We start from the raw sequence: 14,526 nt of genomic DNA on the forward strand, positions 1-14,526 counted from the left end.
GCGGATTCCGCAGTGGCTGGTGGAGGGCCAGTAACGTCCCTCCATGCCCTGCTCGCGGCAGACGTACCTATTCGCCGGTGGCCACCCCATGCTCCGGATCAGTGATCCACTCACTCCACGACCCGGCATACAGCTTGCCCAGCGGGTAGCCTGCCAGCGCCAGTGCAAACAGGTTGTGACATGCCGTCACCCCCGAACCGCAGTAAGACACCACGTGCTCCGGTGCCCGCCCGGCCAGCTTTTCGGCAAAGCGCTGCCTGAGCTGATCGGCCGGCAAAAAGCGCCCGTCAGGCCCCAGGTTGTCAGTAAACGCCGCGCACTGCGCGCCGGGGATATGCCCTGCCACCGGGTCGATGGGCTCCACCTCGCCGCGAAAACGCGGCAACGCCCGCGCATCGATCAGGGTCAGGTCTGCATTGCCCAGGCGCTTGGCCAGGTGGTCGGCATCGATCAGCAGCGCGGGGTCTGGCTCGCCGCTGAACGTGCCTTGGCGCTTGGGTGCAGGGTCCAGGCTCAGGGGCAGGTGCGCTGCATGCCAGGCCTTCAGGCCACCGTCGAGGATCGCCACGCCGCTGCGCTTGCCCAACCAGACCAGCATCCACCAGGCACGGGCAGCAAAGGCGCCGGGGCCGTCGTCGTACAGCACCACTTCGCTGTCGTTGTCCACACCCCACTCACGCAAGCGCTCGACCAGCCGCTGCGCATCGGGCAACGGGTGGCGCCCGGTACGCCCCTTGCTCACCGGCCCGCTGAGATCGCGGTCCAGGTCGGCAAAATGCGCACCGGCTATGTGCCCTTGCGCATAGCTGCGTTGGCCATAGTCGACATCTTCAAGGGCAAAGCGGCAGTCGAGGATCACCGATTTGGGCGAGCCCAGACGCTCGGCCAATTGTTGCGGGGTGATCAATTGCGCAAGGGGCATGACAATCTCCTGATCAATGGCACAAAGCAATGACACTGGCGCCCCGGGTTACAGCTCCAGGGCCTGGTTGAACGGTACCTGAAATTCCTGGCACAGCGCGTCCACCGCGTGGCGGGCACTGTCGGTGACGAAACCCAGCTCCAGCACCAGTACCTGGTAGACGCCGCGCATGAAGGCTTCTTCACCCAGGTGCGCGGAGTGCTCGCGGGTGGTACTGAGAAAACGTACCCACGAGGTCAGCACGATCCAGGCGTTGATGGTCAGCGATTCGATCTGCGCCGGCGCCATGGCCAGGATGCCTGCGTCGACGAAGCCGCGATAGATCGCCTGGCCCTGGCGCAGGCAGCGCTCGGAGAAGCGCCGGTAGCGGGCGGCCAGTTCGGCATCGCTGTCCAGCAGATGCTCCAGGTCGCGGTGCAGGAAGCGGTAGTTCCACATCGCCGCCAGTAGCGCCTTGAGGTAGAACCGCTTGTCTTCCACGGTCGCCGCACGCCCCTGCGGCGGGCGCAGGAAACTGTCCACCAGTTCTTCGTACTGGCTGAACAACACCGCGATGATCGCCTGCTTGTTAGGGAAGTGGTAATACAGGTTGCCGGGCGAAATTTCCATGTGTGCGGCAATGTGGTTGGTACTGACGCATCTCTCGCCCTGCTGGTTGAACAGCTCCAGGCTGTTCTGCACGATGCGCTCTCGGGTCTTCATGCGCGGGGCCATGCTCAAGCTCCCAGTCTGCAGGCGTTGATAAAGGTTCATCTTACGGCGATTCACCCGGCTGATACACCGGTCTCTGCAAGGGTAATACTCGCGCCAACGCAGAAATTAGAGTATAGACTCTAGAAACTTCAAGCTCAGCCAGGAGACCGCCGTGACCTCGCCCATCGCCTTGCCTGCCTTGCCTGCCGTGCATGCCGACCACGCCCTGGAGGCGACATTCAGCGCCCAGCGCCAGGCGTTCGCCGGCAACCCTCTGCCGCCGGCAACACAACGGCGGCAGTGGCTGAAAAGCTTGCGCGAGGCCCTGCTGGCCAACCAGCAGCAGCTGATCGCAGCAATCGATGCCGACTTCAGCGGGCGCAGCGCCGATGAAACGTTGCTGGCCGAGCTTCTGCCCTCGGTGCAGGGCATACGCCATGCCGAGCGCCACCTGCAACGCTGGATGCGCCCTTCCAGGCGGGCCGTGGGGCTGGCATTCCAGCCGGCCAGCGCGCGGGTGCTTTACCAGCCGCTAGGCGTCGTCGGCATCATCGTGCCGTGGAATTACCCGCTGTTTCTCGCCATCGGCCCGCTCACCTGTGCCCTGGCCGCTGGCAACCGGGTCATGCTCAAGCTCAGCGAGGCTACCCCGGCTACTGGCCAGGCCTTGCAGGCCCTGCTGCAACAGGTGTTTCCCGAGGACCTGGTCAGTGTGGTGCTTGGCGAGATCGAGGTCGGCCAGGCGTTCGCTCGCCTGCCGTTCGATCACTTGCTGTTCACCGGGGCCACCAGCATAGGCCGCCAGGTCATGCTGGCGGCCGCGCAAAACCTGACGCCGGTGACCCTGGAGTTGGGCGGCAAATCCCCGGCCATCGTGTCGGCCAGCGTACCGCTGGAAACAGCCGCCGAGCGCATCGCCTTCGGCAAGACGCTCAACGCCGGCCAGACCTGCGTCGCCCCCGACTACGTGCTGGTGCCGCGCGAGCGCCTGAATGCTTTCGCCGATGCCTACGGCACCGCCGTGCGGCGCATGTACCCTCGCATTGCCGACAACCCTGACTACAGCGCCATCATCAACCCCCGGCAACTGGCACGCCTTGAGCACCTGCTGCAGGACGCGCGCGGCAAAGGTGCGCAGGTGACCGACCTGTACGCCCACGAGACACGCCAAGGGCGGCGCCTGCCGCCACACGTGCTGACCAAGGTGAACGACACCATGCAGGTCATGCAGGACGAAATATTCGGCCCGCTGCTGCCGCTGGTGCCCTACGACACGCTCGATGACGCGCTGGCCTACATCAACCAGCGCCCGCGGCCCTTGGCGCTGTACTACTTCGGCTACGACCGTGGCGAACAGCAACAGGTGTTGCAGCACAGCCATTCCGGCGGGGTATGCCTGAACGACACCTTGCTGCATGTGGCTCAGGACGACCTGCCGTTCGGTGGCATAGGCCCCTCGGGCATGGGGCACTACCACGGCCACGAAGGCTTCCTGACCTTCAGCAAGGCCAAGGCGGTACTGGCCAAGCAACGCTTCAACGCCGCACGGCTGATTTACCCGCCTTACGGCAAAGCCCTGCAGCGCCTGGTCTACAAGTTGTTCATCCGCTGAGGCCCGGGCCATGCACCGTCGTGACCTGCTGCGTTTCAGCGTTGCCGCGAGCACCTTCCTGGCCGGTGCCAGCCTGGTGGGCTGCAGCGCACAAACGGCCGCGCCGGGGTTTCAGGCGCTGCGCCACGATGACCTGCCACTGCTGCGCGCGCTGATACCGGTGGTGCTCAGCGGCACGCTGGCCACCGATACGCTGGTACTGCGCAGCCTCGATTACAAGCTGGCAGCGCTGTCGCCGGAGATGCTCAAACTTACCCGGCAATTGTTCGACGTGCTCAGCCTGCCGCTGACCCGCGGCCCACTGACCGGCATCTGGGGGGCCTGGGCCCAGGCCGCGCCCGCCCAGGTCGAGGCTTTCCTGCAGCGCTGGCAGGGCAGCTCGCTGAACCTGCTGCGCATGGGGCATGCCTCACTGCTGCAACTGCTGCAAATGGCCTGGTACGAGCGCCCCGAGTCCTGGGCCACCTGCGGCTACCCCGGCCCACCGAAAATCTGAACACGACAAGAGCATCGCCAATGCCTGTGCCTGACCCGTTTCGCCAAGGCCTCGACCGCGGCTGGATCACCCACGACGCCTCACGCCTGGAACATGACCTGCAACTGCACGCCGACATCGTCGTGATCGGCAGCGGTGCCGGCGGCGCCACCAGCGCACAGCGGCTCAGCGCCGCGGGCTTCAAGGTCTTGCTGATCGAAGAAGGCCCGTTGAAGACCAGCAGCGACTTCAAGCTGCTGGAGCACGAAGCCTATGCCAGCCTCTATCAGGAGGGCCTGGGGCGCATGAGCAAGGATGGCGCCATTACCATCCTGCAAGGCCGCGCCGTAGGCGGCACCACGCTGGTGAACTGGACGTCGAGTTTTCGCACCCCGCCGCAGACCCTGGCGCACTGGGCCTCGGCCCATGGCGTACAAGGGCTCGGCGAAGATGAGCTGCGCCCTTGGTTCGAGCGCATGGAACTGGAGCTGGGTATCACACCCTGGGCCATGCCACCGAATGCCAACAACGACGTGCTGCGCCGTGGCTGCGAACAACTGGGTTATCGCTGGGCAGTCATCCCGCGCAACGTGCGCGGCTGCTGGAACCTGGGTTACTGCGGCATGGGTTGCCCGGTGAATGCCAAGCAATCGATGCTGGTGACGCGCATTCCCGCCACCCTCGAACAGGGCGGCGAGCTGCTTTACCTGGCCCGGGCCGAGCGCTTCAGCCACAACGGCGAGCGCATCCAACACCTGACCTGCCAGGCCCTGGATACGCAAGGCATCCACCCGACAGGTCGGCAAGTGACAGTACACGCGCGCCATTACATCCTGGCAGGCGGCGGCATCAACAGCCCGGCCCTGCTGCTGCGCTCCAATGCCCCCGACCCGCATGGCCGCTTGGGCAAACGCACTTTCCTGCACCTGGTCAACTTCAGCGCCGCACGCTTCAACGAGCGCATCGACCCCTACTACGGCGCGCCGCAGTCGATCTACAGCGACCATTTCCAGTGGCAGCACGGCACGGAGGGGCCGGTGGGCTACAAGCTCGAAGTACCGCCGCTGCACCCGGCCCTGGCCAGCACCCTGCTGGGTGGCCATGGCCAGGACAATGCCCGGCGCATGGCCGAACTACCCAATACCCATGTCATGCTGGCCTTGCTGCGCGACGGGTTTCACCCGCAAAGCCAGGGCGGGAGCGTTGAACTGCGCGGCGACGGCTCCCCCGTGCTCGATTATCCGGTCACCGACTACCTGCGTGACGGCTTGCGGCGCGCCTACCGCAGCATGGCGCAGGTCCAGTTCGCCGCCGGCGCGGCCGAGGTAACCCCGGTGCACAGCGATGCCAGCGCCGCTGCCAGCCTGGAACAGGCCTTGGCCATGATCGACCGCCTACCGTTGGAGCCTTTCCGTACGCGCCTGGGCAGCGCCCATGTGATGGGTGGTTGCGCCATGGGCGAAGACCCGCGCCAGGCGGTGTGCGACAGCCTAGGCCGCCATCACCAGCTGGAAAACCTGTCGGTTCACGACGGCTCGCTGTTCCCCACCAGCATCGGCGCCAACCCGCAACTGTCGGTGTATGCCATCAGCGCCAGGCTCAGCGAAGCGTTGGCTAGCCGCCTGGCACACAACGCATGACAACGAATACACGCCCTGTCTATAGTGCCATCAGCCGGCCGCATGACTTGGCCGGGGCGCCGTCGCTGCGCTACCATCCGACTCCCCAACGCACTCCAGCCAGGATGACGCGATGAACCGAGTGTTGTACCCGGGTACTTTCGACCCCATTACCAAAGGCCACGGCGACCTGGTCGAGCGCGCTTCGCGCCTGTTCGACCACGTGATCATCGCAGTGGCGGCCAGCCCGAAGAAAAACCCGCTGTTCCCGCTGGAGCAACGTGTCGCGCTCGCCCGTGAGGTCACCAAGCACCTGCCCAATGTCGAAGTCATCGGCTTCTCTTCGCTGCTGGCGCATTTCGCCAAGGAACAGGGCGCCAATGTGTTGCTGCGCGGCCTGCGTGCGGTTTCCGACTTCGAATACGAGTTCCAGTTGGCGAACATGAACCGGCAACTGGCACCCGATGTCGAGAGCCTGTTCCTGACGCCGTCAGAGCGCTATTCGTTCATTTCCTCGACCCTGGTCCGGGAAATCGCCGCATTGGGCGGTGATATCAGCAAATTCGTCCACCCTGCGGTGGCCGAGGCACTGACCGAGCGTTTCAAGAAGCAAGCCTGACCGCCTGATTGTCGCGCCCGCGTGCACTGCGGGCGCGAATGCGGCACAATTGTGCCCATTGCGTTGAACATGCCCGGGCGCTGAGCCCCGGCCGGAGTCCCCATGTCCCTGATCATTACCGACGATTGCATCAATTGCGACGTCTGCGAACCCGAGTGCCCGAACGAGGCCATCTCCCAAGGCGAAGAGATCTACGTGATCGACCCCAACCTGTGCACCCAGTGCGTGGGTCATTACGACGAGCCGCAGTGCCAGCAGGTCTGCCCGGTCGATTGCATCCCGCTGGATGAGGCGCACCCGGAAACCGAAGAGCAATTGATGGCCAAGTACCGGCGTATTACCGGCAAGGCCTGAACCCCCAGCCCTGCGCGGTTTCTGTAGGAGCGGCCTTGCGTCGCGATGGGCCGCACAGCGGCCCCGGCGGTTTCCGCGCTAAAGCCGAAGTTTCTGTGCAGACGCTGAAATTTTGGGGGCGCTTCGCACCCCATCGCGACACAAGGCCGCTCCTACAGAACGGTAATCACCTGTAGCCTCAGCGCTGGCAGCGTGGGCAGAACACGCTCGCACGCTGCCCCAGCTTCACTTCGCGCAGCTCCGTACCGCATACCTTGCACGGCTGCCCGGCCCGCCCGTACACGAACAGGGTCTGCTGGAAGTACCCCGGCTGCCCGTCACCGCCGATGAAATCGCGCAAGGTGGTACCGCCCTGCTCGATCGCCGCCGCCAGTACCCGCTTGATCTCGATCGCCAGCTTCAGGTAACGCGCCCGGGAAATCCCCCCTGCCGCACGGCGTGGATCGATGCCGGCAGCGAATAGCGCCTCGCTGGCGTAGATGTTGCCCACCCCCACCACCACCGCGTTATCCATGATGAACGGCTTGACCGCCATCGAGCGCCCACGGGACAGCTGGAACAGCCGCTCGCCGTCGAACAGGTCGGTCAACGGCTCCGGCCCCAGGCGCAGCAGCAGCTCGTGGCGCAACGGGTCCTGGCTCCAGAGCATGGCACCAAAACGGCGAGGGTCGGTGTAGCGCAGCATCAGCCCCGACTCCAGCTCGATATCGACATGCTCATGCTTGGCCGCCGGCAAGCCCTGCTCGACCAGGCGCAAGTTGCCCGACATGCCCAGGTGGCTGATCAAGGTGCCGACTTCGGCATTGATCAGCAGGTACTTGGCGCGCCGTTCGACAGTGACGATGCGCTGCCCCGACAGGCGCACGTCGAGGTCTTCGGGAATGGGCCAGCGCAAGCGCCGATCACGCACCACTACGCGGCTGACGCGCTGGCCTTCCAGGTGCGGCGCAATACCGCGCCGGGTGGTTTCTACTTCGGGTAATTCCGGCATGTGTCAGTGCCCGCCCAACTCACGAATGTTCTGCTTGAGGTTTTCGAAATCGTAATCCGACAGGCCAATGTAATCGAGCACCAGCGGGCCGACCACACGCCATTCGTGGTCGACTGCCTGGTTGCCCAGCACTCGGTAGGAGGCACAGATATGCTCGGCCATCTTCAGCACCGCCAGCAGGTTTTTCAGCTGGCTCTGGGTGTTGCGCGCGGTATCGTCGCGGAACACTGCCAAGGCATTGTGGTGGTTGGCGATGGCGGCAGTGAGGTGCTCCGGCAGGCGCCAGGACTTGGCGGTGAAGTAGCCGACCACCGAATGGTTGGTATTGAAGGCGCGGTTTTCGGTATCCACCACCCGCGTTTCGCCGCCGGCCTTGGCATAGGCTTCTTCCAGCACCTCCATGTAGTTGGGGAAGCGCTTGAGCATCAACGGCACGCCACAGTCGTGGAACAGGCCCAGGGTGTAGGCCTCGTCCGCGGCCTGGATACCGGTGCGCTTGGCCAGGGTCAGGCAGGTCATCGCCACGTCCTGGGCGGTATCCCAGAAGCGGTTGAGGGTAACGATGGTCTCGTCGCTCATCTCGCCTTTGATCGACTGGGCGTTGATCAGGTTGATGATCGAACGGCTGCCCAGCAGGTTCACCGCACGCTGGATCGAACCGATCTTGTTGGACAGGCCAAAATGCGGCGAATTGACCAGCTTGAGCAAGGCGCCGGACAGGCCTGGGTCCTGGGAAATCAACTTGGCGATGGTTTCCAGGTCCGGGTCAGGCATGTACTGCTCGAACTGCAGGTCAACCATGATCTGCGGTTGCGGCGGGATGGTGATGCCTTGCAAGGCTTGCTGGATCTGTTCGGCGCTGAGTTCTTGGGACATACGTGCACACTCGTTTAGGACGGTGGATTCTAACCCAGTTGGCCGTGCCGGCGCTTTGTCGTACCTCGAACCGAAGTGCCGGCCAACAGGGTATAATCCCGCTCTTTTTTCCCGGAGCGACGTCATGTCCCTGCCCAGCCTTCGCCTCAAAGCCAATGCCGACCGCCGCCTGCGCGCCGGCCACCTGTGGGTCTACAGCAACGAAGTCGATGTCAGCGCGACCCCACTGCAAGGCTTCCAGGCCGGCCAGCAGGCCATTCTCGAGGCGGCCAACGGCAAACCGTTGGGCATCGTCGCACTCAGCCCGAACAATCTGATCTGCGCACGCCTGCTGTCGCGCGACATCAAGCTGCCGCTGGACAAGTCGCTGCTGGTGCACCGCCTCAATGTCGCCCTGTCGCTGCGCGAGCGCCTGTTCGACCAGCCGTGCTACCGCCTGGTCTATGGCGATTCCGACCTGCTGCCAGGGCTGGTGGTCGACCGCTTCTTCGACATCCTCGTGGTTCAGCTGGCCTCGGCCACCATGGAAGCGCACAAGGACGACGTGATCGCTGCCCTGGTGCAAGTACTCAAACCAAGCGGCATCCTGTTCAAGAACGATTCCGCCGCCCGTGACGCCGAAGGCTTGCAGCGCTATGTGGAGACCGTCTACGGCGAGGTGCCGGACTGGGTGCCGCTGGAAGAGAACGGCGTCAAGTTCGAAGCCCCGGTGCGTGAAGGCCAGAAGACCGGCTGGTTCTACGACCACCGCATGAACCGTGCGCGCCTGGCGCCGTACGTCAAGGGCAAGCGTGTGCTCGACCTGTTCAGCTACATCGGTGGCTGGGGCGTGCAGGCAGGTGCTTTCGGCGCCAGCGAAGTGTTCTGCGTCGATGCCTCGGGCTTTGCCCTGGATGGCGTGGAGCGTAACGCGGCGCTGAACGGCATCGGCGAAAAGCTGACCTGCATCGAAGGCGATGTGTTCGAAGCCCTGCGCGAACTGAAGGCTGCCGAAGAACGCTTCGACGTGATCATTGCCGACCCACCCGCGTTCATCAAGCGCAAGAAAGACCTGAAGAACGGCGAGGCGGCCTACCGCCGGCTGAACGAACAGGCCATGCGCATGCTGAGCAAGGACGGCATCCTGGTCAGCGCCTCGTGCTCCATGCACCTGCCCGAGGACGACCTGCACAACATCCTGCTGACCAGCGCCCGCCACCTGGACCGCAACCTGCAGCTGCTCGAGCGCGGCGGCCAGGGCCCCGACCACCCGGTGCACCCGGCCATTGCCGAAACCCGCTACATCAAGAGCATCACCTGCCGGTTGCTGCCAAACAGCTGATATCTGCCAAAATGGGCCGCCGCGCGGCCCTTTCCTGCTGCAATCTCCCCGCCAGCCATCCACATCTGCATTCCTTCGCCGCGCCAGGGGTGTAGAATCGGCCTATTCATCGCCAGTCATCCCCGGCGGGTTTATGAGCTCTGGTCAAGCCCGCGGCGATCCCGCGCAGTCTTCGGCCTCATCCGTGCCAGTGGCAACCGGCCTGCGGTACAAAGGACAAGAGAAGCTCACTCCCCTTTTTGTGACCTGATTAAGCCGCCAGGAGTGTTTCATGCCTGATTATCGTTCCAAGACTTCCACCCAGGGCCGCAACATGGCCGGCGCCCGTGCCCTGTGGCGCGCCACCGGCATGAAGGACGAAGACTTCAAGAAACCGATCATCGCCATCGCCAACTCGTTCACCCAGTTCGTCCCGGGCCACGTGCACCTGAAGGACTTGGGCCAGCTGGTCGCCCGCGAAATCGAACGCGCCGGTGGCGTGGCCAAGGAATTCAACACCATCGCGGTCGACGACGGCATCGCCATGGGCCACGACGGCATGCTGTACTCGCTGCCCAGCCGCGAGATCATTGCCGACGCCGTGGAATACATGGTCAACGCCCACTGCGCCGATGCCATCGTGTGCATCTCCAACTGCGACAAGATCACCCCCGGCATGCTGATGGCCGCCCTGCGCCTGAACATCCCGGTGATCTTCGTCTCGGGCGGCCCGATGGAAGCCGGCAAGACCAAGCTGGCCAGCCACGGCCTGGACCTGGTCGACGCCATGGTCATCGCCGCCGACTCCAGCGCATCCGACGAGAAAGTCGCCGAGTACGAGCGTAGCGCCTGCCCGACCTGCGGTTCGTGCTCCGGCATGTTCACCGCCAACTCGATGAACTGCCTGACCGAAGCCCTGGGCCTGGCCCTGCCGGGCAACGGCTCGACCCTGGCCACCCACTCGGACCGCGAGCAGCTGTTCCTGACGGCCGGGCGCACCATCGTCGAACTGTGCAAACGCTACTACGGCGAAAACGACGAGTCGGTACTGCCACGCAGCATCGCCAACTTCAAGGCGTTCGAGAACGCCATGATGCTCGACATCGCCATGGGCGGCTCGACCAATACCATCCTGCACCTGCTGGCCGCGGCCCAGGAAGGCGAGGTGGCCTTCGACCTGCGCGACATCGACCGCCTGTCGCGCAAAGTGCCGCAGCTGTGCAAAGTGGCGCCCAACATCCAGAAGTACCACATGGAAGACGTGCACCGCGCTGGCGGCATCTTCAGCATCCTCGGCTCGCTGGCGCGTGGCGGCCTGCTGCACACCGACCTGCCGACCGTGCACAGCCGCAGCATGGAAGAAGCCATCGCCAAATGGGACATCACCCAGACTGACGACGAAGCCGTGCACACCTTCTTCAAGGCCGGCCCAGCCGGGATCCCGACCCAGACCGCGTTCAGCCAGTCGACCCGCTGGGAAACCCTGGATGACGACCGCGAGAACGGCTGCATCCGCAGCTTCGAGCACGCCTATTCGCAAGAAGGCGGCCTGGCCGTGCTCTACGGCAACATCGCGCTCGATGGTTGCGTGGTGAAGACCGCCGGTGTCGACGAGTCGATCCACGTATTCGAGGGTACCGCGAAGATCTTCGAAAGCCAGGACAGTGCCGTGCGCGGCATCCTCGCCGACGAAGTGAAGGCCGGCGATATCGTGATCATCCGCTACGAAGGCCCGAAAGGCGGCCCGGGCATGCAGGAAATGCTTTACCCGACCTCGTACCTGAAGTCCAAAGGCCTGGGCAAGGCCTGCGCCCTGCTGACCGACGGCCGCTTCTCGGGTGGCACCTCGGGCCTTTCCATCGGCCACGCTTCGCCGGAGGCTGCTGCAGGCGGCGCCATCGGCCTGGTGCGCGACGGTGACAAGGTACTGATCGACATTCCCAACCGTTCGATCAACCTGCTGGTCAGTGATGAAGAGCTGGCTGCGCGCCGAGTAGAGCAGGACAAGAAAGGCTGGAAACCGGCTGAAGTCCGCCCGCGCAAGGTGACCACCGCACTGAAGGCTTATGCGTTGCTGGCAACCAGTGCCGACAAGGGGGCTGTGCGTAACAAGGCGATGCTCGAAGGGCTGTAAGGCTTCGAAAGCATGAAAGGAAAACCGGCGCACTGTGCGCCGGTTTTTTTATGCCTGCACCGGCCTCTTCGCGGGCTCGCCCGCTCCCACAGGGACCGCACAGCATCTGAAAGTCATGCAATGCAAGTGGGAGCGAGCGAGCCCGCGAAAAGGCCGGCCCACTCTACACAAGCCTTACTGGATCTGCTCCGGCGTCACGATCACCCAGTTCTTGTCCGCCGTCACCGGCAACCCTTCCTTGGCCTGCGCCGCCGCCTGCTTGGCAATCATGCCGTTCAACTGGTCCATGTACTTGGCCTTGCGGTTGATCCACAGGTGGATACCGCCCTTGCCGACGTCTACCCCATGAAACTGCATGTAGCCATCACTGGTTGGCGTGTCGCCGCCCACCAGCACCGGCTTCTTCCACTCATCGATGTAAGTCAGGATCGCCGCCTGCTTGCCCGCCATCCAGGTGGCCGGGGTCCACAGGTACGGGGTCAGTTCCAGCCCTTCGTTGGCTTTGGCGTCGTAGTGCCCGGCACTGATCTGCTTGCGCGCGGTAGTCAACTGGCCATTGGCGCGGTCCTTGAGCAGCAGGCTCACGCCAATCACATTCTGCGGCTTCACGTTGTAGCCGTATTTGGGGTCCGAAGCGACCATGCGCACCAACTCTTCAGAGGCGGCCGAAACCACATAGACCTCGATGCCGTTTTCCATCAGCTTGTTGTACAGCTCGGCCTGGCCCTTGAATACCTTCGGCGGCTGCACGTCGATCGCCTTCACCTGGTCGCCATCGTAATAGGTGCTGGGAATCGGCTGGGTCGAAGCCATCAGTTCGTCCACCTGCACCTTCAACTCCTTGAGGGTGAAGCCGGAAAACACCTGGGCGACCCACGGGTAGCACACCATGTCGTCGATTTCGCACAACCGGTAGTAGTAGCTGAACAGGCTTTCCTTGTGCTCGGCGGTGTCCTTGAACGGTATCAACTTCAGCGACGGGTCAAGCTTGTCACGGCTCAGCAAGCCTTTGTTTTCCATGAACGGCAGCAAGGCTTCTTCCAGGTCATAGCGGTAACTGGTGTTGTCCATGTCGAACACAGCATAGTTACCTTTGTTGGCATTGGCAGCGATCATGCTGTCGAGCTGCCTGGCTGCATCGGCAGGCCAGTGCTTGAGCTCGGTGGCGAAGGTTTCGATACTGAACAGCAGGGACAAGCCAATAGCGGCAGCTTTCACGGCGACTTTCATGTACGAATCTCCTGAAATGATCTGCCAACGCTAGTGCAACCCGGCCGATGGGCGGCAGTCCACACCGACCTTGAGGCAGCAGTAAACGCCGTGTTCATTGCAATTTGCGACATGGCGTTATTCCATAAACGACTATGCACATTCCATTTGGGTATAAAGTCGTTTGTTTTCAGGCTGTTAGCATTTCCGTTCGCAATCGCTCACAGAGGCGATGCCACCCTTTGCTTTCTCTGCTGGAGCTTCAATGAATCTGCCGCTGTCACTCAACCTGCTGGCATTCCTGGCCCTGTTGCTGGGTCTGGCACAAACCCGCCGCACCGACTGGAGCCTGGCCAAGAAGGTCTTGCTGGGCCTGGCGCTGGGGGTACTCTTCGGCCTGGCCCTGCACACCGTGTATGGCGCCGGTCACCCGGTGCTCAAGGCCACCATCGCCTGGCTTGACCTGGTCGGCAATGGCTATGTGGGCCTGTTGCAGATGATCGTCATGCCGCTGATCTTCGCCTCGATCCTCAGTGCCGTCGCGCGCCTGCACAACGCCTCGTCGCTGGGCCGTATCAGCGTGCTGAGCATCGGCACCCTGCTGCTGACCACGGCCATTGCCGCGTTGATCGGCATCGTGCTGACCAACCTGTTCGGCCTCAGCGCCGAGGGCCTGGTGGCCGGCGCCCAGGAAAGCGCTCGCATGCAGGTCATCCACAGCGACTACGCAGGCAAGGTCGCCGACCTCAATATCCCCCAGTTGCTGTTGTCGTTCATTCCCAGCAACCCGGTAGGCGACCTGGCGCGGGCCAAGCCGACGTCGATCATCAGCGTGGTGATTTTTGCCGTGTTCGTCGGCCTGGCGGCCCTGCAACTGATCAAGGACGACGCCGAGCAAGGCGCACGTGCGCTGTCGGCCATCGACACCCTGCAAGCCTGGGTCATGCGCCTGGTGCGGGTGGTGATGAAACTGACCCCATATGGCGTGCTGGCCCTGATGACCAAGGTGGTAGCCAGTTCGAACATGGAAGACATCCTCAAGCTGGGCAGCTTCGTGGTGGTGTCCTACCTGGGCCTGGCGCTGATGTTCGTGGTTCACGGCATCATCCTCGCCGCCACCGGCGTCAGCCCGCTGCGTTTCTTCCGCAAGGTGTGGCCGGTACTCACCTTCGCCTTCACCAGCCGCTCCAGCGCAGCCAGCATTCCGCTGAACATCGAAGCGCAAACCCGCCGCCTGGGCGTGCCGCAGTCGATTGCCAGCTTCAGCGCCTCGTTCGGCACCACCATCGGCCAGAACGGCTGTGCGGGGCTCTACCCCGCCATGCTGGCGGTCATGGTCGCGCCTGCGGTAGGCATCGATACCTTCGACCCGCTGTGGATCGCCACCCTGGTGGCCATCGTCACGCTGAGTTCGGCAGGGGTTGCCGGCGTGGGCGGCGGCGCCACCTTCGCCGCGCTGATCGTGTTGCCGGCCATGGGCTTGCCGGTGGAACTGGTGGCGTTGCTGATTTCGGTCGAGCCGCTGATCGACATGGGCCGTACAGCGTTGAACGTGAATGGCTCGATGACTGCCGGGGTGGTCACCAGCCAGTTGCTGAAAGAGACCGACAAGGACGTGCTGGCCGACGATGAACATGCCGAGCTGAGCCATACCTGACAGATTGCCGGGGCCCACAGGGATTGCATCAGGGCTGACAGGTGTTTGCCACAAGATATGCGGCG

At 63.7% G+C, this 14,526-nt stretch carries 13 protein-coding genes; 8 read left to right on the forward strand and 5 right to left on the reverse strand.

Going from position 1 to position 14,526, the window contains the following annotated elements; genetic code table 11:
- Positions 1-67: 67 nt before the first annotated feature.
- Together G1E_RS03080 and G1E_RS03085 are read right to left on the reverse strand one after the other, a co-directional pair.
- Positions 68-922: a sulfurtransferase gene (locus tag G1E_RS03080; protein WP_009683353.1), complete on the reverse strand. Its 855-nt coding sequence runs from the start codon at positions 920-922 to the stop codon at positions 68-70.
- A gap of 48 nt (positions 923-970) precedes the next feature.
- Positions 971-1,636 (reverse strand): TetR/AcrR family transcriptional regulator, encoded by a 666-nt coding sequence (locus G1E_RS03085; protein ID WP_009683354.1) that lies wholly within the window; start codon positions 1,634-1,636, stop codon positions 971-973.
- Positions 1,637-1,787: 151 nt separating this feature from the next.
- On the opposite strand from G1E_RS03085, the gene G1E_RS03090 reads away from it, so the two are divergent.
- The 5 genes from G1E_RS03090 to G1E_RS03110 all read left to right on the forward strand — a co-directional run bounded on the left by G1E_RS03090 (position 1,788) and on the right by G1E_RS03110 (position 6,294).
- Positions 1,788-3,227, forward strand: coding sequence for a coniferyl aldehyde dehydrogenase (locus tag G1E_RS03090; protein ID WP_009683355.1), 1,440 nt, complete (start codon positions 1,788-1,790; stop codon positions 3,225-3,227).
- A 10-nt stretch (positions 3,228-3,237) separates the two neighbouring features.
- On the forward strand, positions 3,238-3,723 hold the full coding sequence (locus tag G1E_RS03095; RefSeq protein ID WP_009683356.1) for a hypothetical protein: 486 nt from the start codon (positions 3,238-3,240) through the stop codon (positions 3,721-3,723).
- A gap of 20 nt (positions 3,724-3,743) precedes the next feature.
- Positions 3,744-5,342, forward strand: a complete 1,599-nt coding sequence (locus G1E_RS03100) for a GMC family oxidoreductase (protein ID WP_009683357.1) — start codon at positions 3,744-3,746, stop codon at positions 5,340-5,342.
- A gap of 112 nt (positions 5,343-5,454) precedes the next feature.
- Entirely contained in the window at positions 5,455-5,940 is a 486-nt protein-coding gene (gene coaD / locus G1E_RS03105) for a pantetheine-phosphate adenylyltransferase (RefSeq protein WP_009683358.1), read from the forward strand.
- A 102-nt stretch (positions 5,941-6,042) separates the two neighbouring features.
- Complete coding sequence (locus tag G1E_RS03110; RefSeq protein WP_009683359.1) at positions 6,043-6,294, forward strand: YfhL family 4Fe-4S dicluster ferredoxin; 252 nt, start codon at positions 6,043-6,045, stop codon at positions 6,292-6,294.
- Between the two features lie 178 nt (positions 6,295-6,472).
- On the opposite strand, the gene mutM is transcribed toward G1E_RS03110, so the two are convergent.
- Both mutM and G1E_RS03120 read right to left on the reverse strand, forming a co-directional pair.
- Positions 6,473-7,285, reverse strand: a complete 813-nt coding sequence (mutM, locus tag G1E_RS03115; RefSeq protein WP_009683360.1) for a bifunctional DNA-formamidopyrimidine glycosylase/DNA-(apurinic or apyrimidinic site) lyase — start codon at positions 7,283-7,285, stop codon at positions 6,473-6,475.
- Between the two features lie 3 nt (positions 7,286-7,288).
- Positions 7,289-8,107, reverse strand: a complete 819-nt coding sequence (locus G1E_RS03120) for an HDOD domain-containing protein (RefSeq protein WP_175442610.1) — start codon at positions 8,105-8,107, stop codon at positions 7,289-7,291.
- 178 nt (positions 8,108-8,285) lie between these two features.
- Between G1E_RS03120 and G1E_RS03125 the strand changes: the two genes are divergently transcribed.
- Positions 8,286-9,482, forward strand: coding sequence for a class I SAM-dependent rRNA methyltransferase (locus tag G1E_RS03125; RefSeq protein WP_009683362.1), 1,197 nt, complete (start codon positions 8,286-8,288; stop codon positions 9,480-9,482).
- Positions 9,483-9,753: 271 nt separating this feature from the next.
- Positions 9,754-11,595, forward strand: a complete 1,842-nt coding sequence (gene ilvD / locus G1E_RS03130) for a dihydroxy-acid dehydratase (protein ID WP_009683363.1) — start codon at positions 9,754-9,756, stop codon at positions 11,593-11,595.
- A gap of 174 nt (positions 11,596-11,769) precedes the next feature.
- On the opposite strand, the gene G1E_RS03135 is transcribed toward ilvD, so the two are convergent.
- Positions 11,770-12,825 (reverse strand): phosphorylcholine phosphatase, encoded by a 1,056-nt coding sequence (locus G1E_RS03135; RefSeq protein WP_009683364.1) that lies wholly within the window; start codon positions 12,823-12,825, stop codon positions 11,770-11,772.
- 244 nt (positions 12,826-13,069) lie between these two features.
- On the opposite strand from G1E_RS03135, the gene G1E_RS03140 reads away from it, so the two are divergent.
- Complete coding sequence (locus G1E_RS03140; RefSeq protein WP_009683365.1) at positions 13,070-14,461, forward strand: L-cystine transporter; 1,392 nt, start codon at positions 13,070-13,072, stop codon at positions 14,459-14,461.
- The last annotated feature ends 65 nt before the right edge of the window (positions 14,462-14,526 follow it).

The organism is Pseudomonas sp. TJI-51 (genome assembly GCF_000190455.2).
In the GTDB taxonomy this organism is placed as follows: domain Bacteria; phylum Pseudomonadota; class Gammaproteobacteria; order Pseudomonadales; family Pseudomonadaceae; genus Aquipseudomonas; species Aquipseudomonas juntendi.

Coding starts and splice junctions, on each gene's coding strand:
- G1E_RS03080 (WP_009683353.1), bottom strand. CDS start 922: ATGCCCCTTGCGCAATTGATCACCCCGCAACAATTGGCCGAGCGTCTG.
- G1E_RS03085 (WP_009683354.1), bottom strand. CDS start 1,636: ATGGCCCCGCGCATGAAGACCCGAGAGCGCATCGTGCAGAACAGCCTG.
- G1E_RS03095 (WP_009683356.1), top strand. CDS start 3,238: ATGCACCGTCGTGACCTGCTGCGTTTCAGCGTTGCCGCGAGCACCTTC.
- G1E_RS03100 (WP_009683357.1), top strand. CDS start 3,744: ATGCCTGTGCCTGACCCGTTTCGCCAAGGCCTCGACCGCGGCTGGATC.
- coaD (WP_009683358.1), top strand. CDS start 5,455: ATGAACCGAGTGTTGTACCCGGGTACTTTCGACCCCATTACCAAAGGC.
- G1E_RS03110 (WP_009683359.1), top strand. CDS start 6,043: ATGTCCCTGATCATTACCGACGATTGCATCAATTGCGACGTCTGCGAA.
- mutM (WP_009683360.1), bottom strand. CDS start 7,285: ATGCCGGAATTACCCGAAGTAGAAACCACCCGGCGCGGTATTGCGCCG.
- G1E_RS03125 (WP_009683362.1), top strand. CDS start 8,286: ATGTCCCTGCCCAGCCTTCGCCTCAAAGCCAATGCCGACCGCCGCCTG.
- ilvD (WP_009683363.1), top strand. CDS start 9,754: ATGCCTGATTATCGTTCCAAGACTTCCACCCAGGGCCGCAACATGGCC.
- G1E_RS03135 (WP_009683364.1), bottom strand. CDS start 12,825: ATGAAAGTCGCCGTGAAAGCTGCCGCTATTGGCTTGTCCCTGCTGTTC.
- G1E_RS03140 (WP_009683365.1), top strand. CDS start 13,070: ATGAATCTGCCGCTGTCACTCAACCTGCTGGCATTCCTGGCCCTGTTG.